Source organism: Streptomyces sp. NPDC048361, from assembly GCF_040651795.1.
Classification (GTDB): Bacteria; Actinomycetota; Actinomycetes; order Streptomycetales; family Streptomycetaceae; genus Streptomyces.
This window is the reverse complement of sequence record NZ_JBEZKW010000002.1, coordinates 33,451-51,892: the sequence shown is the minus strand read 5'-3', so window position 1 is coordinate 51,892 and position 18,442 is coordinate 33,451. Positions and strand designations below refer to the sequence as shown.

General features: G+C 69.9%; 18 protein-coding genes and 1 riboswitch. Of the genes, 5 read left to right on the top strand and 13 right to left on the bottom strand.

Annotated elements, in window-relative coordinates; all coding sequences use genetic code 11:
- Nucleotides 1-173: 173 nt before the first annotated feature.
- Both AB0D31_RS01415 and AB0D31_RS01410 read left to right on the top strand, forming a co-directional pair.
- Nucleotides 174-1,481: a PTS transporter subunit EIIC gene (locus tag AB0D31_RS01415; RefSeq protein ID WP_362715379.1), complete on the top strand. Its 1,308-nt coding sequence runs from the start codon at nucleotides 174-176 to the stop codon at nucleotides 1,479-1,481.
- Nucleotides 1,482-1,799: 318 nt separating this feature from the next.
- Nucleotides 1,800-3,098: a PTS transporter subunit EIIC gene (locus AB0D31_RS01410; RefSeq protein WP_362715377.1), complete on the top strand. Its 1,299-nt coding sequence runs from the start codon at nucleotides 1,800-1,802 to the stop codon at nucleotides 3,096-3,098.
- A 74-nt stretch (nucleotides 3,099-3,172) separates the two neighbouring features.
- On the opposite strand, the gene AB0D31_RS01405 is transcribed toward AB0D31_RS01410, so the two are convergent.
- Nucleotides 3,173-3,925, bottom strand: a complete 753-nt coding sequence (locus AB0D31_RS01405; RefSeq protein WP_362715374.1) for an MBL fold metallo-hydrolase — start codon at nucleotides 3,923-3,925, stop codon at nucleotides 3,173-3,175.
- A gap of 294 nt (nucleotides 3,926-4,219) precedes the next feature.
- Here AB0D31_RS01405 and AB0D31_RS01400 point away from each other — a divergent pair, with 294 nt between their 5' ends.
- On the top strand, nucleotides 4,220-4,765 hold the full coding sequence (locus tag AB0D31_RS01400; protein ID WP_362715372.1) for a type II toxin-antitoxin system PemK/MazF family toxin: 546 nt from the start codon (nucleotides 4,220-4,222) through the stop codon (nucleotides 4,763-4,765).
- A 78-nt stretch (nucleotides 4,766-4,843) separates the two neighbouring features.
- Here AB0D31_RS01400 and AB0D31_RS01395 read toward each other — a convergent pair whose 3' ends face one another.
- From AB0D31_RS01395 to clpS, 10 genes are all read right to left on the bottom strand, one after another.
- The gene (locus AB0D31_RS01395; RefSeq protein WP_362715370.1) at nucleotides 4,844-5,794 is read right to left on the bottom strand and encodes a cysteine synthase; all 951 of its coding nucleotides are present in this window, start codon (nucleotides 5,792-5,794) and stop codon (nucleotides 4,844-4,846) included.
- 1 nt (nucleotide 5,795) lies between these two features.
- Nucleotides 5,796-6,074 carry a MoaD/ThiS family protein gene (locus AB0D31_RS01390; protein WP_362715367.1) on the bottom strand — a complete coding sequence of 93 codons (279 nt, stop codon included), beginning with the start codon at nucleotides 6,072-6,074 and terminating at the stop codon, nucleotides 5,796-5,798.
- A 125-nt stretch (nucleotides 6,075-6,199) separates the two neighbouring features.
- Nucleotides 6,200-6,328, bottom strand: a complete 129-nt coding sequence (locus AB0D31_RS01385; RefSeq protein WP_362715365.1) for a putative leader peptide — start codon at nucleotides 6,326-6,328, stop codon at nucleotides 6,200-6,202.
- Nucleotides 6,329-6,394: 66 nt separating this feature from the next.
- Nucleotides 6,395-7,189, bottom strand: coding sequence for an ABC transporter ATP-binding protein (locus AB0D31_RS01380; RefSeq protein WP_362715363.1), 795 nt, complete (start codon nucleotides 7,187-7,189; stop codon nucleotides 6,395-6,397).
- A gap of 97 nt (nucleotides 7,190-7,286) precedes the next feature.
- A complete protein-coding gene (locus AB0D31_RS01375) occupies nucleotides 7,287-8,315 on the bottom strand; it encodes an iron ABC transporter permease (RefSeq protein ID WP_362715360.1) in 1,029 nt (342 codons plus the stop codon).
- Nucleotides 8,316-8,479: 164 nt separating this feature from the next.
- Nucleotides 8,480-9,466, bottom strand: coding sequence for an ABC transporter substrate-binding protein (locus AB0D31_RS01370; RefSeq protein ID WP_362715357.1), 987 nt, complete (start codon nucleotides 9,464-9,466; stop codon nucleotides 8,480-8,482).
- 37 nt (nucleotides 9,467-9,503) lie between these two features.
- Nucleotides 9,504-9,654: riboswitch (cobalamin riboswitch) on the bottom strand.
- A gap of 77 nt (nucleotides 9,655-9,731) precedes the next feature.
- A complete protein-coding gene (locus AB0D31_RS01365; RefSeq protein ID WP_362715354.1) occupies nucleotides 9,732-10,154 on the bottom strand; it encodes a M67 family metallopeptidase in 423 nt (140 codons plus the stop codon).
- 96 nt (nucleotides 10,155-10,250) lie between these two features.
- On the bottom strand, nucleotides 10,251-11,714 hold the full coding sequence (locus AB0D31_RS01360) for an amino acid permease (RefSeq protein WP_362715351.1): 1,464 nt from the start codon (nucleotides 11,712-11,714) through the stop codon (nucleotides 10,251-10,253).
- 318 nt (nucleotides 11,715-12,032) lie between these two features.
- Nucleotides 12,033-12,623: a DUF2017 domain-containing protein gene (locus AB0D31_RS01355; RefSeq protein WP_362715349.1), complete on the bottom strand. Its 591-nt coding sequence runs from the start codon at nucleotides 12,621-12,623 to the stop codon at nucleotides 12,033-12,035.
- Nucleotides 12,623-12,928 carry an ATP-dependent Clp protease adapter ClpS gene (gene clpS / locus AB0D31_RS01350; protein WP_100578580.1) on the bottom strand — a complete coding sequence of 102 codons (306 nt, stop codon included), beginning with the start codon at nucleotides 12,926-12,928 and terminating at the stop codon, nucleotides 12,623-12,625. The genes AB0D31_RS01355 and clpS overlap by 1 nt, the downstream gene beginning before the upstream one ends.
- A 274-nt stretch (nucleotides 12,929-13,202) precedes the next feature.
- Here clpS and AB0D31_RS01345 point away from each other — a divergent pair, with 274 nt between their 5' ends.
- The gene (locus tag AB0D31_RS01345; protein ID WP_362715346.1) at nucleotides 13,203-14,531 is read left to right on the top strand and encodes a nicotinate phosphoribosyltransferase; all 1,329 of its coding nucleotides are present in this window, start codon (nucleotides 13,203-13,205) and stop codon (nucleotides 14,529-14,531) included.
- Nucleotides 14,532-14,670: 139 nt separating this feature from the next.
- Complete coding sequence (locus AB0D31_RS01340; RefSeq protein WP_362715343.1) at nucleotides 14,671-15,258, top strand: isochorismatase family protein; 588 nt, start codon at nucleotides 14,671-14,673, stop codon at nucleotides 15,256-15,258.
- Between the two features lie 53 nt (nucleotides 15,259-15,311).
- Here AB0D31_RS01340 and AB0D31_RS01335 read toward each other — a convergent pair whose 3' ends face one another.
- Both AB0D31_RS01335 and AB0D31_RS01330 read right to left on the bottom strand, forming a co-directional pair.
- The gene (locus AB0D31_RS01335) at nucleotides 15,312-15,611 is read right to left on the bottom strand and encodes a hypothetical protein (protein ID WP_328312570.1); all 300 of its coding nucleotides are present in this window, start codon (nucleotides 15,609-15,611) and stop codon (nucleotides 15,312-15,314) included.
- Nucleotides 15,612-15,769: 158 nt separating this feature from the next.
- Complete coding sequence (locus AB0D31_RS01330) at nucleotides 15,770-18,160, bottom strand: immune inhibitor A domain-containing protein (protein WP_362715340.1); 2,391 nt, start codon at nucleotides 18,158-18,160, stop codon at nucleotides 15,770-15,772.
- Between the last annotated feature and the right edge of the window lie 282 nt (nucleotides 18,161-18,442).

The window sequence follows — 18,442 nt, the reverse complement described above, 5'->3', positions numbered from 1 at the left end:
CGGTAACCCACGTTTGGCCCAGCTATGCGCGCGGGCGCATTCTGCCTGGCCAAGGATGGCGATCACCGGAGCCATGTCCCGCGAGGGGCCTCTCCGGACGATACCGCAACTGGTCTACACCAGTGTGCAACGACCGTCCGAGCGGGCTTGTTCCGCAAGCCTGGAGGTTGCCGATGAGCACCAGCAGTGCGGCCGCAGCGCCGGCCGCAGCGCCCCAGCCCAAGTGGTGGAACGGCCTGTTCCAGGGGATGCAGAAGATGGGCCGCAGCCTCCAGCTGCCGATCGCCGTACTGCCCGCGGCGGGCATCCTCAACCGGTTCGGCCAGGACGACATGTTCGGCAAGACCGGGCTCGGCTGGAACGACGTGGCGAAGGTGTTCGCCGGCGCGGGAGGCGCGCTGCTCAACGGTTCGCTCGGGCTGCCGCTGCTGTTCTGCGTGGGTGTCTCCATCGGCATGGCGAAGAAGGCGGACGGGTCGACCGCGCTCGCGGCGGTCGCCGGCTTCCTCGTCTACTACGGGGTCCTGCTCCAGTTCCCGAAGGACTGCGCCGCCGGTTCGACGCTCACGGCCGGTGCGTGCGTGGCCAAGGACGGCACCGCGGTCCTCGCCACCTACCAGAATCCCGGAGTGTTCGGCGGCATCGTGATGGGGCTGCTGACCGCGTACTTCTGGCAGCGTTTCCACCGGACGAAGCTGGTGGACTGGCTGGGGTTCTTCAACGGGCGCCGTCTCGTGCCGATCATCATGGCCGGGATCGCGATCGTGTTCTCGGTGCTGTGCCTGTTCGTGTGGCCGCCGGTCGGTGACGCGCTGACCAGCTTCAGCAAGTGGCTCGTGGACCTGGGCGCGCTCGGGTCCGGCATCTTCGGTGTCGCCAACCGCGCGCTGCTCGTGATCGGCCTGCACCAGTTCCTGAACACCTTCGTCTGGTTCCAGTTCGGCGACTTCACCAAGCCCGACGGCACGGTCGTGCACGGCGACATCCCACGCTTCCTGGCGGGCGACCCGACGGCCGGCCAGTTCCAGACCGGCTTCTTCCCGATCATGATGTTCGCGCTGCCGGCGGCGGCGCTCGCGATCGCGCACTGCGCCAAGCCGCACCGCCGCAAGGAGGTGGGCGGCATGATGCTGTCGGTCGGTCTGACCTCGTTCGTCACCGGCATCACCGAGCCGATCGAGTACTCCTTCGTCTTCATCGCGCCGCTGCTGTACGCGATCCACGCGGTGCTCACCGGTGTTTCGATGGCGGTGAGCTGGGGGCTCGGCGTCAAGGACGGCTTCAGCTTCTCGGCCGGTTTGATCGACTACGCCATCAACTGGAGCCTCGCGACGAAGCCCTGGCTGATCATTCCGATCGGGTTGTGCTTCGCCGTCGTCTACTACGCGCTCTTCCGCTTCGCGATCACCAAGTTCAACTTGCAGACGCCGGGGCGGGAGCCGGACGCCGAGGAGCTGGAAGAGGAGAACATCAAGGCGTAGCAGCCGCTTCGGCCAGGGTCCTTCCTCGCCGTTCCGCCAGGCCCTCGGACTCCCGGTCCGGGGGCCTTCGGCATGTTCTGACGGCCCGTTCGGACAACGAACAGGTCACGGCTGCGCGTCGGTCCGGGCCTGATGGCCGGGTATGGCTCAGCCCACAAAAAACGAAGGTTCCTTATCTAACCCACACCGTGCTACAACTGGTCTACACCACTCATTGGTGTAGACCACGCGGGCTTGACCGCGTTCCCCTGAGACGCCGCCGTCCCCCCGTATTTTCCCATGTCCCCGGGCGGCGCCTTGCCCTACTGGAGGATGTTGATGAGTACGGCCACCGCTACGGCGGCGCCCGCGAAGAAGCGGGGCTCCGGCCTGTTCCAGGGTCTGCAGAAGGTCGGCCGCAGCTTGCAGCTGCCGATCGCCGTGCTGCCCGCCGCGGGCATTCTGCTGCGGCTCGGGCAGCCCGATGTGTTCGGTCCTGACGGTCTCGGCTGGGACAAAGTCGCCAAGGTCTTCGCGGGCGCCGGCGGCGCTCTGCTCGACGCCTCGTTCGGCCTGCCGCTGCTCTTCTGCATAGGCGTGGCGATCGGCTTCGCCAAGAAGGCCGACGGCTCGACCGCGCTCGCCGCGGTGGTGGGCTTCATGACGTACTACGCCGTGATCCACCAGTTCCCGGTCCGCATGGACGGCGCCGAGTACACCAGCACCGGCCTCTTCGGCGGCGCCTACCTGAAGGACGGCGTGGTCACCGCGGCCACCTTCCAGAACCCGGGCGTCCTCGGCGGCATCATCCTCGGCCTGCTGAGCGCCGTGCTGTGGCAGCGGTTCCACCGCACCAAGCTGGTCGACTGGCTCGGCTTCTTCAACGGCCGCCGCCTCGTCCCGATCATCATGGCCTTCGTCGGCACCGCGCTCGGCGTTCTGGCCGCCATCGGCTGGAAGCCCATCGGTCAGGTCATCACCAACCTGGGCGAGTGGATCACCGGCCTCGGCGCGGTGGGTGCGGGTCTCTTCGGTCTGATCAACCGCGGTCTGCTGCCCATCGGCATGCACCAGTTCGTCAACACCGTCTCCTGGTTCCAGATCGGCGACTTCACGAAGCCGGACGGCACCGTCGTCCACGGTGACCTGACCCGCTTCTTCGCGCATGACCCGTCCGCCGGACAGTTCATGTCGGGCTTCTTCCCGATCATGATGTTCGGCCTCCCGGCCGCCGCGCTCGCCATCGCGCACGCTGCTCGTCCCGAGCGCCGCAAGGCCGTGATGGGCATGATGATCTCGCTCGCCCTGACCTCGTTCGTCACCGGCGTGACCGAGCCGATCGAGTTCTCGTTCATGTTCATCGCGCCGCTGCTCTACGTGATCCACGCGGTCCTGACGGCGCTGTCCATGCTCGTCACCTGGGCGCTGGGCGTGCACGCCGGCTTCACCTTCTCGGCAGGCGCGATCGACTACCTGCTCAACTGGAACCTCGCCACCAAGCCGTGGCTGATCATTCCCATCGGTCTTGTCTTCGCAGCCATCTACTACGTCCTGTTCCGCTTCGCCATCACGAAGTTCAACCTCACCACCCCGGGCCGCGAGCCCGAGGAAGAGGTCGAGGACCTCACGAAGGCGTAAGCCTGCGCGCAGCACCCGAAGGCCCCCGGAACCGAACGGTTCCGGGGGCCTTTCCCGTGAGCGGGGTGACCGGGTCAGATCTCGTACACCGCGCCCGGCGCGGCCAGTTCCGTCGGGCCGGAGTAGGCCGCGCGGGCGTCCGCCAGGTTGACCTCGCCGTCCGTCCACGGCGGGATGTGGGTGAGGACCAGGCGGCCGGCGCCGGCGCGCGCGGCGTGTTCGCCGGCTTCGCGGCCGTTGAGGTGGAGCGCCGGGATGTCCTCCTTGCCGTACGTGAAGGACGCCTCGCACAGGAACAGGTCGGCGCCCTCGGCCAGTTCGTCGAGGGCCGCGCAGGGGCCGGTGTCGCCGGAGTACGTGAGGGAGCGCCCGGCGTGCTCGACGCGGATGGCATACGCCTCGACGGGGTGGCAGACCCGTTCCGTGCGTACCGAGAAGGGGCCGATGTCGAAGGAGCCCGGCTTCAGGGTGTGGAAGTCGAAGACCTCGCTCATCGAGGAGGCGGAGGGCGTGTCCGCGTACGCGGTGGTCAGGCGCTGCTCGGCGCCCTCCGGCGCGTACACCGGCATGGGGGCGCAGCGGCCGCCCTCGTGGCGGTAGTAGCGGGCGACGAAGTAGCCGCACATGTCGATGCAGTGGTCGGCGTGCAGATGCGACAGGAAGATCGCGTCGAGGTCGTACAGACCGATGTGGCGCTGCAGCTCACCGAGGGCCCCGTTGCCCATGTCGAGGAGCAACCGGAAGCCGTCTGCCTCAAGGAGGTAGCTGGAGCAGGCCGATTCCGCGGACGGGAACGACCCGGAGCAGCCGACGACGGTGAGCTTCATGGAGCGTGAACCTCCGGAACAGAGGGGCCAGGCGAAGCCTGTCGCTGCGGGGCGGGCGGGGCGGGGGGCGACCGCGGGTAAGGGCTTGCGGTGCGTCGAGCGTAAGGCGCGCCAAGGCGCCTCGCTCCTTTGGAGCGGGCCGTTGTGGGGGAAGTCACCGCCAAGACCACTCTTCCCCCGTAGCGCCAAGGGTGCAGGTGTACGGACGTGGGGCGGGGCCGGGCCGAAGTCAGTACAGGGGTTCGAGGTCGAGGAGCGCGCGGCTCGGATGGGTGCGCCGGTACCGTCTGCGGTATGGACACGTCGTGGTGGCTGGCGCTCGGCGCCGTGGTGGCGCTCGCGCTGGTGGCGACGCTCGTCGACGGGCGGGGGCGTTCGCGGCGCCGGCCGGGGCGTTCGCGGCGGGGTGCGGGTGGGCGGACGCGGCCGCCGGGGCGTCCGGCCGGGGCGGGGCGGGCCGCAGGCCGGTCACCGAAAGCAGCCAGGGCACCCAAGGCGCTCAGGACATCCGGGGCACCCAAGGAGCTGAAGGCTCCCAGGGCGGCGGAGATCTGGTGGGCCGAGGTGCCTTACGAGGATGTCCCGGGCGCCAAGGACCGGCCGTGTCTGGTGTTGCGGGTGCGGGGCGACGCGGTGACCGTCGCGAAGATCACCAGCAAGTACCACGACGAGCGCGCCGGGGTCATTCCGCTGCCGCCGGGCACGGTGTCCGACGCGCAGGGCCGGCCCAGTTTCCTGGAGACGGACGAGCTGCGTGAGGTCGGGGTGTGGGCGTTCCGGCGCCGGGTGGGCGTGGTGGACCCGGCCCTGTGGGACCAGGTCCGCCACCTGGCAGGGTGAGGCGACCCCGGTCCCGTCCACCGAAGCAGGACCGGTTGCAGGCGCCCACGTCCCACCCGCGATGCGGGGCGGCGGACCTCAGGCCCAGAGCTGGCCGTGCAGGGTCTCGATCGCGGCCTCCGTCGTCGGGGCCGTGTAGACGCCGGTCGACAGGTACTTCCAGCCGCCGTCGGCCACGACGAAGACGATGTCGGCGGGGGTGCCCGCCTTGACGGCCTTCTTGCCCACGCCGATCGCCGCGTGCAGCGCGGCGCCCGTGGAGACGCCCGCGAAGATGCCCTCCTCCTGGAGGAGTTCACGGGTGCGGGTCACCGCGTCGGCCGAGCCGACGGAGAAGCGCGTGGTGAGGACGGAGGCGTCGTACAGCTCGGGTACGAAGCCCTCGTCGAGGTTGCGCAGGCCGTAGACCAGGTCGTCGTAGCGGGGTTCGGCGGCGACGATCTGGATGCCGGGGACGTTTTCGCGCAGGTAGCGGCCGACGCCCATCAGCGTTCCGGTGGTGCCGAGGCCCGCCACGAAGTGCGTGATGGAGGGCAGGTCGGTGAGGATCTCGGGGCCCGTGGTGGCGTAGTGGGCGCCCGCGTTGTCCGGGTTTCCGTACTGGTAGAGCATCACCCAGGTCGGGTTCTGCTCGGCCAGCTCCTTCGCGACCCGTACGGCCGTGTTGGAGCCGCCCGCCGCCGGGGACGGCACGATCTCGGCGCCCCACATCGCGAGCAGGTCGCGGCGCTCCTGCGAGGTGTTCTCCGGCATCACGCACACGATGCGATAGCCCTTGAGCTTCGCCGCCATCGCGAGCGAGATGCCGGTGTTGCCGCTGGTCGGTTCGAGAATGGTGCAGCCCGGCGTCAACCGGCCGTCCTTCTCGGCCTGTTCGACCATGTGGAGCGCCGGCCGGTCCTTGATGGAGCCGGTCGGGTTGCGGTCCTCCAGCTTGGCCCAGATCCGCACGTCGTCCGAGGGCGACAGGCGCGGCAGGCGGACCAGCGGGGTGTTGCCGACCGCGGCGAGAGCGGAGTCGTAGCGCATGTCAGACAGCGCCGCCCGCGACCGCGGGGAGGATCGTGACGTTGTCGCCGTCGGCCAGCTTGGTGTCGATGCCGTCGAGGAAGCGGACGTCCTCGTCGTTGAGGTACACGTTCACGAAGCGGCGCAGGTTGTCGCCGTCCACGATGCGCTCGCGGATGCCGGTGTGCCGGGCGTCGAGGTCGTGGAACAGGTCGGCGAGGGTGGCGCCGTTGCCCTCGACCGCCTTGGCGCCGTCGGTGTAGGTGCGGAGGATGGTCGGGATGCGGACCTCGATGGCCATGGCGTGGGCTCCTGATCGGAAGGACGTCGGAAGGGAGAGGCAGGGGGCGCGGCCCGGGTCCGCGCACCGCGCGCCCTGGGGCGTGCGGGTGGTGCGTTGGTTCTTCGGTGCGGGGCGCCGCGGCGTCAGAGGGCGGCGGCGCGGGCCGTACAGATCGCGCTGGCGAGGCGGCACAGGTCGACGTGCAGCCGCGCCACGAGCAGCAGGGCGGGGCCACTGCTCGGCGTCTCGTCGCTCACGTCGTTCGAAACCATGGGGTCATCGTATAGATTCCCGGTCCGCTTCCCGGAATGTGATCTCGCATACTGGATGGACCTTGCTCAGCATGTGGTCGTGACGGTGGTCGGCGGCAGGTAGACGATGGTGGGGGCGCCGGTGGCCGGGTGGATGTTCACCTCGGCGTCGACCTCGTACACCGCGCGCAGCAGCTCCGCGGTGAGGACCTCCGCGGGCGGGCCCGCCGCGACGATCCGGCCCGCGGCGAGGACGCAGACGCGGTCGCAGTAGTACGCGGCGAGGTTCAGGTCGTGCAGGGCCAGGAGGTTGACCGTGCCCAACTCCCGGACCAGGGACAGGACTTCGAGCTGGTAGCGGATGTCGAGGTGGTTGGTCGGCTCGTCCAGGACGACGACGTCCGGCTGCTGGACGAGGGCGCGGGCGACCAGGGCGCGCTGGCGCTCGCCGCCGGACAGGGACGGGAAGGGGCGGCCGGCGAGGTCCGCGATGCCGACGCGGGCGAGGGCTTCGCGTACGAGGGCGCGGTCGGCGGCGGTGTCGGCCTCCCAGAAGCGGTGGTGCGGGGAGCGGCCCATGGCGACGATCTCGCGCACGCTCAGTTCGATGCCGCCGGCGTCGGCGTCCTGCGGGACGGTCGCTATGCGGCGGGCGCGGGCCTTGGCCGGCAGGGCGTGCAGATCGGCGCCGTCCAGCAGGACGCGTCCGGTGGTGGGACGCAGCGTGGCGTAGACGCAGCGGAGCAGGGTGGTCTTGCCGCTGCCGTTGGGGCCGACCAGGCCGATGGTCTCGCCGTCGGCGGCGTCCAGGGTGATGTCGTGCAGGAGGGTGCGGCCCTGGGGCGTGGTGTACGTGAGGGACTCGGCGCGCAGGGTCGTCATGCGGGGGCGCTTTCCGTGCGGGCGCCGCGCGGCGACTCGGTGCTCAGGGACGTCGTGCGGGGCCGCCTTCCGCGCCGCGACTCGGCGCGCAGGGTCGTCATGCCGGGCCGCCTTCCGTGCGGGCGCCGCGGCCGCGCAGCATCCACAGGAAGAACGGGCCGCCGGTGAGCGCGGTGAGCACGCCGACGGGTATGTCCTGGGGTGCGGCGACGGTGCGGGCGGCGAGGTCGGCGACGACGAGGAAGGCGGCGCCGCCGAGTGCCGCGACGGGGAGCAGGGTGCGGTGGGCGGCGCCGACGGCCATGCGGGCGGCGTGCGGAACCATCAGGCCGACGAAGCCGATCGCCCCGGTGTACGCGACGAGGACACCGGTGAGCAGGGAGGTGAGGACGAAGGCGGCGGCGCGGAAGCGGCCCGCGTCGAGGCCGAGCACGGTGGCGCCCTCCTCGCCGACGAGCAGCAGGTCCAGGGGGCGGGCCAGGGTGATCAGGACGAGGGTGCCGAGGACGAGGGCGGTGGCGGGCAGGGCGAGCATGGACCAGCGGGCGCCGCCGAGTCCGCCGAGCGTCCAGTGCAGCACTTCCTGTACGTGCTCGGCGCGGGCGGAGGTGACGAGGATCAGGCTGGTGAGCGCCGACAGGACGTAGGAGACGGCGACCCCGGCGAGGACCAGGCGGCCGCCGGTCATCGAGCCGGCGCGCCGGGCGAGGGCGTAGACGAGGACGAGGGCGGCGAGCGCGCCCGCGAAGGCGGCGGCGGGCAGGGCGACGGTGGTGGCGAGGCCCGCGCCGGCTCCGAGGACGATGACGGCGACGGCTCCGGCGGACGCGCCGCTGGAGACGCCGAGCAGGAACGGGTCGGCGAGGGGGTTGCGGACGAGGGCCTGGAGGGTGGTGCCGATGACGGCGAGCCCGGCGCCGGTGACCGCGCCGAGCACGACGCGGGGTGCCCGGACCTCCAGGACGATCGTGCGGTACGGGCCGGGTTCGGCGGCGCCGGTGACGATGGCCAGGACATCGCCGGCCGGTATCCGCACCGAGCCGAGCGCGAGCCCGGCGGTGGCCGCGGCCAGGAGCACGAGGGTGAGTCCGCCGAGCAGCGCGGGGTAGCGCAGGCGCGGGGTCACGGCCGCGCCTCTTGGGCCCCGATCCGGCTCACCGTGGCTCTGCGCCGCCCCGCTCGGTGTGCGTCGCGGTGAGCCCGTGTTCAGGGGCTCCCTCACTCCCCCGTTCCCGCCCCCGCCGTCGCGGAGAGCTGCGGTGCGCGGTGAGCCCGTGTTCGGGAGCTCGTTCACGCCCCCGCCCCCGCCCCCGCCGTCGCGGAGAGCTGTGTCGCCAGCTTCGCCACCGCGTCCGGCGCCCGAACGCCCGTCACCATGTCGGACAGGGGCAGGACCGCGAACCGGTTGTTCTTGACGGCGGGGACGGACGCCAGGGCCGGGTCGTCGCGCAGGCGCTTCTTCTTGGCCTCCACGCTCGTGCCGCCGTAGTCCAGGATCAGGATGGTCTCGGGGGCGCGGGCCACCACGTTCTCCCAGCTCGCGTCGCCGAACGACTTCGTCCTGAGGTCGTCCGCGACGACGTTGCGGCCGCCCGCCCGCGTCACGATGTCGTTGCCGATGCCCTTGCCGCCGAGGGTGAACGCCGTCGCGTCGCCGCTGTCGTAGACGAAGACCGGCACCGGCGGCGCGCCCGTGCGGGCCACTTTCGCGTTGGTGGCCTCGGCCGCCTTCACCCAGCTTTCCGCCCGGTCGGGCACGCCGAAGGTGCGGCCGACCTCGCGGACCTCCTCGTACACGTCGTTCATCGTGGTCGCCGCGCCCTTGGGGCAGTTCTCCACGTTGAGACGGGAGTTGATGCCGCTCTTGGCGAGGGCTTCGCGGCCGCGGCCCTCGTTCGCGGCGAAGGCGGAGGCGTAACCGCCGTAGACGTAGTCCGGGTTGACGGACAGGAGCTTCTCGTAGGAGGGGTATGCGGCGGCCAGGACCGGGACCGTGCGGTAGTCCGCCGCGTACTTCGACAGCACCTTGTCGTCCAAGTAGGCGGTCCCGGCGAGGGACTTGACGAGGCCCAGCTCCAGCATCACCTCGGTGGCGTGCTGGTTCATCGTCACCGCCCGCTTCGGGGGCGCGGTGTATGTCGTCGTCACCCCGCAGTTGGTGACCGTGTACGGGAAGCCGGGGGCGGGACCGCCCGCGGCCTCGGGTCGCGCGGGCGAGGTGCACGCGGCGAGCGGGAACAGCAGGGCGGCGGCGAGTGCCGCGCGGCGCCAGAGCATGGCCGAGCTCCTCCAAGGGGATTTCCACGTCCCCTGTCGATGGGAGAAGGCGGCAGGCCAGTTCCTGGCTTCCGGCGCCGAGGGGTGTCCTCGGCGCCGGTCACAGTGGCGGGACCGTGCCGGATTCGCACCGGCTTCCTGGGTCCTGCCGCCCCGTGATCGAAGGTGCGCACGGACGGCGAAGGTGCGCACAGCCGGCGGCCGTGCGCACGGACAGAACGCGCGCATGCACAGTATGCGCGAAATCCGCCCGTACGCGTATTCGTCAGTAGGCCTCTACGACCCTTACATCTTCCTCAGTGATCACGCCGTCCACGATGCGGTAGGAGCGGAACTGGAACTCGCCCGCGCCGTCCGTGTCCGCCGTCGACACCAGGACGTAGTGCGCGCCGGGCTCGTTGGCGTACGTCACGTCGGTGCGGGAGGGGTAGGCCTCGGTCGCGGTGTGGGAGTGGTAGACGATCACCGGCTCCTCGTCGCGGTCGTCGAGGTCGCGGTAGAGCTTGAGGAGGTCCTGCGAGTCGAACTCGTAGAACGTGGGCGAGCGGGCCGCGTTCAGCATCGGGATGAAGCGCTCGGGGCGGCCGGTGCCGGCCGGGCCCGCGACCACACCGCACGCCTCGTCGGGGTGGTCGGCGCGGGCGTGCGCCACGAGCTGGTCGTACAGGGCCTGGGTGAGGGTCAGCATGTCGGCAAGGATAAGCAGACGGGCCGTCCCGTATCGAGGTGCGATACGGAACGGCCCGCATGGTGAGAACCTGCTGGTCAGAGCTTCAGCGGCGGCTCAGGCGCGCTTGGCGAACGCCTTGTTCTCGGGGTTCTTGGCCTTGAGGACCAGGTAGGAGACGCCGAGGATCAGGGCCCACAGCGGCGCGCAGTACAGCGAGACGCGGGAGTCCTTGTCGATGCCCATCATCACGATGACCATGAAGATGAAGAGCAGTGCGAACCAGCTGGTGTACGGGGCGCCGGGGGCGCGGAAGGTGGACTGCGGCAGTTCGCCGCGGTCGGCCTTGGCGCGGTAGCGGATCTGGCAGACCAGGATCATGATCCAGGCCCACATGCCGGAGATGGTGGCGAAGGAGACCACGTAGTCGAAGGCCTTGCCGGGCGCCACGTAGTTGATCCACACGCCGACCAGCATGAGCGCGGCGGAGACCGAGGTGCCGACCAGCGGGGTGCCGGACTTGGTGAGCTTGGTGAAGACCTTCGGGCCCTGGCCGTTGAGCGCGAGGTCGCGCAGCATGCGGCCGGTGGAGTACATGCCCGAGTTGCAGGAGGAGAGCGCGGCGGTCAGCACGACGAAGTTGACGATGGCCGCGCCGATGCCGAGGCCCATCTTCTGGAAGGCGGCGACGAAGGGGCTGACACCGGGCTGGAACTCGTGCCACGGGACGACCGAGAGGATCATGATCAGGGCGCCGATGTAGAAGACGGCGATGCGCCACGGCACGGTGTTGATGGCCTTGGGCAGCGTCTTCTCGGGGTCCTTGGACTCGCCGGCGGTCACACCGACCAGCTCGACGGCGAGGAAGGCGAACATCACGATCTGGAGCGTCATCAGCGTGCCGCCGATGCCCTTGGGGAAGAACCCGCCGTCACTCCACAGGTTGGCGACGGTGGCGGTGTCCGCGGCGTCGGAGAAGCCGACGGTGAGGATGCCGGCGCAGATCAGGATCATGCCGACGATGGCGGTCACCTTGACCATCGAGAACCAGAACTCCAGCTCACCGAAGAGCTTCACGGAGATGAGGTTCACCGCGTACAGGACCAGCGTGAAGATGAGCGCGTAGGCCCACTGCGGGAAGCTCTTGTGGGTCCAGAAGGACATGTACTGGGCGGCAGCGGTCACTTCGGTGATGCCGGTGACGACCCAGAAGAGCCAGTACGTCCAGCCGGTCACATAGCCCCAGAACGGGCCGACGAACTCGCGGGCGTACTCCGAGAAGGAGCCCGACACCGGGCGGTACATGAGCAGCTCGCCGAGGGCGCGCATGATGAAGAAGATGACCAGGCCCGCGATGGCGTAGGCCAGGATGAGGCTGGGGCCGGCCTTCGAGATGGCCTTGCCCGCGCCGAGGAAGAGGCCGGTGCCGATGGCACCGCCGATCGCGATCATCTGGATCTGCCGGGCCCCGAGGCCCCGCTGGTATCCCTCGCCCGAGCCCTCGCCCGGAGCCTGGGCGGTCCCCGCGGCCTCAATGCCGGCAGGACGGTCTCCGTGCTGGTCGACCTGCGCTGAGGTCATGGTGGTGCGCCTTTCTCCATGCTGACCCGCCCGCCTCGTCACGAAGCGTCGGATCAGGTCCTGATCCCCCCGGATGTGGATGGAGTGCCACCGGCGGTCTGCCGGTCGAAGCGCCCCCGGGAACATGGGTGGCGTCCCCGGGTGGTCGTGAAGATTTATCACGGCCTTATGGGTGATCCCCAGCGGGCTTTGTGGCGCAGATCACAGGAAGAAGCGGACAAAGGTTCGTCAATATGACAAAGCAGATCGATGGGGTAACAGGATCGTTATACGGATTTGAGCGTCCGCTGAGCGAACGCTCCTCTTCCGGTCGATCGGTCAGGGCATGAGCGTTTCGATGAGTGTTTCCTGCAACACACCCAGCCACAGATAGGCCATCACCATCGGCTTGCGCGGGTCGTCGTCCGGCAGCCGGTACAGCTCGCCGCTCTCGTCCTCGTCCGTGATCTCCAGACGGGTCGCGATGGTCAGGCGCAGGTCGTTGAGGGCGCCGAGCCAGTGCCGCGCGTCCTCGGCTGTCAGCTTGAGGACGGCGCCGCCGTCGCCCTGGGGCGTCAGGGCGTCCAGGCCGTGCACGACCGCGAGGGCGTCGCTGCGCTTGCGCGCGCGCAGGTCGTTCTCGGTGAAGCGCCTGAACTCGGCCGATTTGGCGCGCAGTTCGTCGCTCTCCTCGCTCGCGTACGCCTCGGGGAACAGGCGGGCGAGCGCCGGGTCGGCGGGCGGTTCGCTCGGGCCCTCGGCGAACAGGGCGGCCAGCGGGTCCGCGTCCTCGGCCGGCTCGTCACCGGGCCCGACGAGTTCGAGCAGCTGGACGGCGAGCGAGCGCAGGATGGCGATCTCGACCTCGTCGAACGCGGCCGCCGCGCCGCCGCGGGGCAGCGGCTCGAAGCCGCTCACGGCCCCGGCCATCAGCCGCGGTCCTGGGTGAGGGTGGCCCACAGTCCGTAGCCGTGCATGGCCTGCACGTCGCGTTCCATCTCCTCGCGGCTGCCGCTGGAGACCACGGCCCGTCCCTTGTGGTGCACGTCGAGCATCAGCTTGTGGGCCTTGTCCTTCGAGTAGCCGAAGTAGGACTGGAAGACGTACTGCACATAGCTCATCAGGTTGACGGGGTCGTTATGGACGAGTGTCACCCAGGGCACGTCGGGCTCGGCGACGGGAAGGCTCGACTCCGCCGACTCGGGGCGTTCGATCTCTACGGGGGCAACGCTCACGACTCTGGGCGACCTTCGTCTCTTCTGCCGGGGGGCCGTGGATCGGTCCCCCGCGAACGCGGCCTGCCGGGGGTTCGGGGGCCCGCCCCCGAAAAACACAGCCACGGCCTCCATGCTGCCACCCGGGGCCGGTCATCGCACAAACGGGCCCCTAGAAATCGTCAGAGTGACGAGTATTCGGGGTAGCATCCCCGCATGCCCCCTCCCGGGGGCCATCCCGCGGACCCCCGGCCGGCGTGTGCCCGGCCCGGACGAAAGTGCGAGGTAGCTCGCTGTGAATGCCCCGGACCTCGGTCTGCCGGTGGACGTGCCGTCGACCGCGCTCTTCACCGACCAGTACGAGTTCACGATGGTCCAGGCCGCCCTGAAGGCCGGCACGGCCGAGCGGCGCTCGGTCTTCGAGGTCTTCACCCGTCGGCTGCCCGAGGGCCGCCGCTACGGCGTGGTCGGCGGCACCGGGCGCGTCCTGGACGCCGTCGAGAACTTCCGCTTCGACGCGGGCGTGCTCGGCTTCCTGCGCGAGAACGCCATCGTGGACGAGCCCACTCTGCGCTGGCTCTCCTCCTACCGCTTCAGCGGCGACATCTGGGGCTACCCCGAGGGCGAGGTCTACTTCCCCGGCTCGCCGATCCTGCGCGTCGAGGGCTCCTTCGCCGAGTGCGTCCTGCTCGAAACCGTGATCCTCTCGATCCTCAACCACGACTCGGCGATCGCGGCCGCCGCCTCCCGGATGTCCGCCGCGGCCGGCGGCCGCCCGCTCATCGAGATGGGCGCCCGCCGCACCCACGAGCTCTCCGCGGTCGCCGCCGCGCGGGCCGCCTACGTCGGCGGGTTCAGCACCACGTCCGACCTCGCGGCCGGGTTCCGCTACGGCATCCCCACCGTCGGCACCAGCGCCCACGCCTTCACCCTGCTCCACGACACCGAGCGCGACGCCTTCCGCGCCCAGGTCGACTCGCTGGGCCGCGGCACGACCCTGCTCGTGGACACGTACGACGTCACCGAGGCGGTGCGCACCGCCGTGGAGATCGCCGGGCCCGAGCTGGGCGCGGTCCGCATCGACTCCGGCGATCTTCTCCTGGTCGCCCACCGGGTACGCCAGCAGCTCGACGAGCTGGGCGCCACCAGCACCAAGATCGTGGTCACCTCCGACCTCGACGAGTACGCCATCGCCTCGCTGGCCGCGGCCCCCGTCGACGCGTACGGGGTCGGCACCCAGCTGGTCACCGGCTCCGGGCACCCGACCTGCTCGATGGTCTACAAGCTGGTCGCCCGCGCCCAGTCCGCCGACACCCAGGCCCCGCTGACCCCGGTCGCCAAGAAGTCGCTCGGCGCGAAGTCGTCGATGGGCGGCCGCAAGTGGGCCGCGCGCCGCTCGGACGCGTACGGGATCGCCGAGGCGGAGGTCGTCGGCACCGGCGCGGTACCGACCGAACTCGTCGAGCGCCAGCTCCTGGTCGAGCTGGTCAAGGGCGGCACGGTGGTCGCCCGCGAGCCGCTGGATGCCGCGCGCGAGCGGCACATCGACGCGCTGGCGGCGCTGCCGATGTCGGCGAGCCAGCTCTCGCGCGGCGAGCCGGTCATCCCGACCGAGTACGTCTGAGCGCGGGCGCCGTGCCTCCGCGGCGGGGGCGGTGGGGATTTCCGCCCCCGTTTGCCCCCTGCCGTGCGCCGCACGAAGTCTCTACGCTCAAGGAACAGCCCCCGCCGGCCCCGGGCCCGCAGACCGAAGGACAGCCGCCATGCACCGCGCCTTGATCGTCGTGGACGTCCAGAACGACTTCTGTGAGGGCGGCTCCCTCGCGGTCGCGGGCGGCGCCGACGTCGCCGCCGCCATCACCGACCTGGTGGGCCAGGCCGCCGGATCCGCCTACCGCCATGTGGTGGCCACGCGCGACGCCCACATCGACCCGGGCGCGCACTTCTCCGACACGCCCGACTACGAGCACTCGTGGCCGGTGCACTGCGTGGCCGGCACCGAGGGCGTGGGCTTCCACCCCAACTTCGCGCCGGCCGTCGCCTGCGGGGCGATCGACGCGGTCTTCGACAAGGGCGCCCACGCGGCGGCGTACAGCGGCTTCGAGGGGCTCGACGAGAACGGCCTCTCGCTGGCGGACTGGCTGCGGGAGCGGCAGGTGGCCGAGGTCGACGTGGTCGGCATCGCCACCGACCACTGCGTACGGGCCACCGCCCTCGACGCGGTACGGGCCGGTTTCGTCACCACCGTCCTGCTGGACCTCACGGCCGGGGTGGCGCCGCACACGACGTCGGCGGCGCTGGAGGAGATGCGGGCGGCGGGCATCGAGCTGTCGGGCAAGCCCGTCGTATAGCCGATGGCTACGCGGCGTGGAGGCGGCCGACGGCTACGTAAAGCCGCCGACGGCTACTTCAGGAGCGCCCGTATCGGGTGCCACAGCTCCTCGGTGGTCTCCGGGGCCGTGCGCCACAGCAGGCCGTCGGGGTGGTGCAGGACGGCCGTGATCTCGTCCAGGGTGGGCGGCGCGGTCTGGCCGCGCAGATAGACGGCCCGCAGGCCGAGATTGCGGAGCCTGGTCAGGGCGCGCGCCCGGTTGACGGCGTGCACCAGGACGCGCACGTCGGTACCCGGTGCCGCCGGGTTCGGCAGGGTCAGCGCGACGACCACGCTGCCTCCTGGCAACTTGCAATAACCTCCGCCGGGCATGCCGGACCACTCCCCCTGCAAGACGACGCGTGGGACCCGCCGCGGCGAAGCATTGGACCCGCTGTCAATAAGGACTCGTAGGACGCACCTAAACACGATCGGCCGCCGCCCCGCTAGAGGGCGACGGCCGATCATGCTTTGACCTGCAGCTTTGACGATTACTTGGTGGAGGTTCCGACCTTCACCGTGATCGTCTGGCCGTTCCACGGCTGGTCGACGATCGAGATCTTCGTCTTGGTGTCAGGAACCTTGACGCTTCCGGTCGGGTTCTCGGCGTACCAGTACGTGCCGTTGTGGTCGTCGAAGACCGGGACGCCGGCCTGCGACTTGATCCTGGTCGCCACGTCCGCCTTGTGCAGCGTGAAGGCGTCCGTGCGGTACTGGCTGAACGGCGCGTCGAACGGCTGGATCTTGTTGCGCAGCAGCGTGCCGTCGGCCCACTTGAGCGGCTTGGCGTGCGCGTCGATCGGCAGGATCAGGCCCTGGCCGGGGTGGGCCGAGACGTTGTTGTCCTTCTGGGAGGTGTCCCAGAGCCAGATGAGCAGGCCCCGCTGGTACGGGTAGTGCTCGACCCAGCTCGGACGGGTGTTGGAGAAGCCGAAGTTGTACGGGCCGACCTTGAGGGTCGTGTCGTACGAGACGTACTGGCGGTTCTCCGCGAGGTAGTACTGCGGGTAGTCGTTGGTGAAGGACTCCCCGATGCGGGTGAAGTTCTTCGCCGTCCAGCCGTTGTCGCCGCCCTCGGCGCCGTCGGTGACCACGGCGGTGCCGTCGGCGGTGACGGTGATCGCGTCGGCCGTGAAGCCCTTGCCGCCCGCGCCGCCGTCGGTCTGGTAGCGGAAGCGGAGCTGGATCTGCTTGCCCGCGAACTGGTCCAGCGGGTACGACAGCTTCTGGTACGCGCCCGACGCGTCGGTCAGGGCCGGCTTGTCGCTGGAGTCGCGGGTGATGGCCTTGCCGTTGGCGGTGCCGTCGATCGCGTTCCAGCTGGCGCCGTTGTCCGTGGAGACCTCGGTGTAGAGGAAGTCGTAGTCCTTCTCGATGTCCCACCAGCCCGAAAGGTCCAGGGACGCCTTGGACTTGCCGGTGAGGTCGACCGAGCGGGTCAGGGTGTTGTTGAGGTTGTCACCCATGCCGCTCCACCACTGCTTCGAGCCCTCGGCGGGCTTGACGACGGTGGTGGTGACTTCCTTCTTGGGCAGCTCGACGACGAGTGCCTGGTTGTTCTTGGTGTTGTACTCCGAGACGCCGAGCTTGGCGGTGATCTTCGAACCCGCCTTCACCGAGGCGTAGTCGAGCCAGCCCAGCTGGAGCTTGTCCCAGGCGGTCATGTCGCCCGGCAGGTCTCCGATGGAGTCCTTGCCGGTGCCGAGCCAGGAACCCGCCGACATCAGGGACCAGAAACCGACCGAGTTCTCGGCGGTGTTGGTGGTGTCGTAGAGGTCCGGCAGACCGAGGTCGTGGCCGTACTCGTGGGCGAAGACACCGAGGCCGCCGTTCTCCGGCTGCATCGTGTAGTCGCCGACCCACATCCCGGTGTCACCGATCTGGGTGCCGCCGGCCTTGTTGTTGGCCGGGCCGGTCTTGCCCGCGTCCGTGCCGTAGGCGTACCAGCGGTGCGCCCACAGGGCGTTGGTGGCCTGTGCGCCGCCGCCCGCGGACTCGTCCTCGCCGGCGTGCACGATCTGGAAGTGATCGATGTAGCCGTCGGGCTCGTTGAAGTTGCCGTTGTTGTTGTAGTCGTTGCGGTCCCACTGGTCGTACTGACCCAGGGTCGCCTTGATCTGCGCGTCCGTCTGGCCCTTGGCCTTCTGGTCGGCGACCCAGGCGTTGACGCCGTCACGGACGGTGTCCCACACGTTGGCGCAGTTGGTCTGGCCGCAGTAGTTGGAGCCGTAACGGGCCTCGTTGTACGGGATCTTGACCCAGTCGGTGACCTGGCCGTCGACCGAGTAGCGGCCCGAGGACGTCTTCTCGTAGTACGTCTTGAGCGAGTTGACGTTCTTGCCCGTACCGAAGTACAGGTCCTGGTAGTGCTTCTGGTTGTAATCCGCCTGCCAGGCCGTGGAGTTGTCCTTCGACCGGTCAGGCTTGGCTATCTGGTTGTGCGCCGGGCCGGCGGTGCCCCCGTACTTGGGCTGCGGCGGCTTGGGGCCGTCGGGGCCGTCCGGGTCGTACATCGTGGTGTTGTCGACCTGGTCGCCGAACTCCACCAGGATCGTGAAGATCTTGTCGGTCTTCTGCCGGCCGAGCTCGACGTACTTCTTGTCGCTGAGCTTGACGACGTCGGAGCCGCCGCGCTTCTCGATCTGCTTCTTGCCGGACAGCACCCCTTCGAGCGCGGCCTGGCGCTGCTGGGCCTGCTGGTCGGTGAAGGGGCCCTTGAGGTTGTGCTCCTGGCCGTTGGCCGTCGACGGGTCCTGGCGCTGGACGGCCGCCGGGGCCTTCGTGTCCGCCTGGGCCGTGGCGTAGGCCGAGCCCGTGGCGCCGGCCGTGGCGAGAGCCACGAGCACGGCGGCGGCTCTTGCCGCCCTCCTGCTGCTGGTCACTTGATGTTTTCCTCCCCCGCGGCCGGCAGGAACCGGGGGGTGAGGGGCTGGTTCCGGTCACGACACGCGTCTCAAGTGACGACATTGGACCGGAGTTACCAAAGAAAAGACAGATCTTGACTTGTTCGTGCCAAGTACATTATGCAGAAGGCGAGTTCCGCTATCCGAACATGACCGGTGTGCTAACAGACCAGGACAACAGGTGCACATGTCTCGCCATACGGACCGGGGCGCGTCCCCGAATGACTCCGTGCGCCCCCCGTGCACCGGCACCGTGGGTTA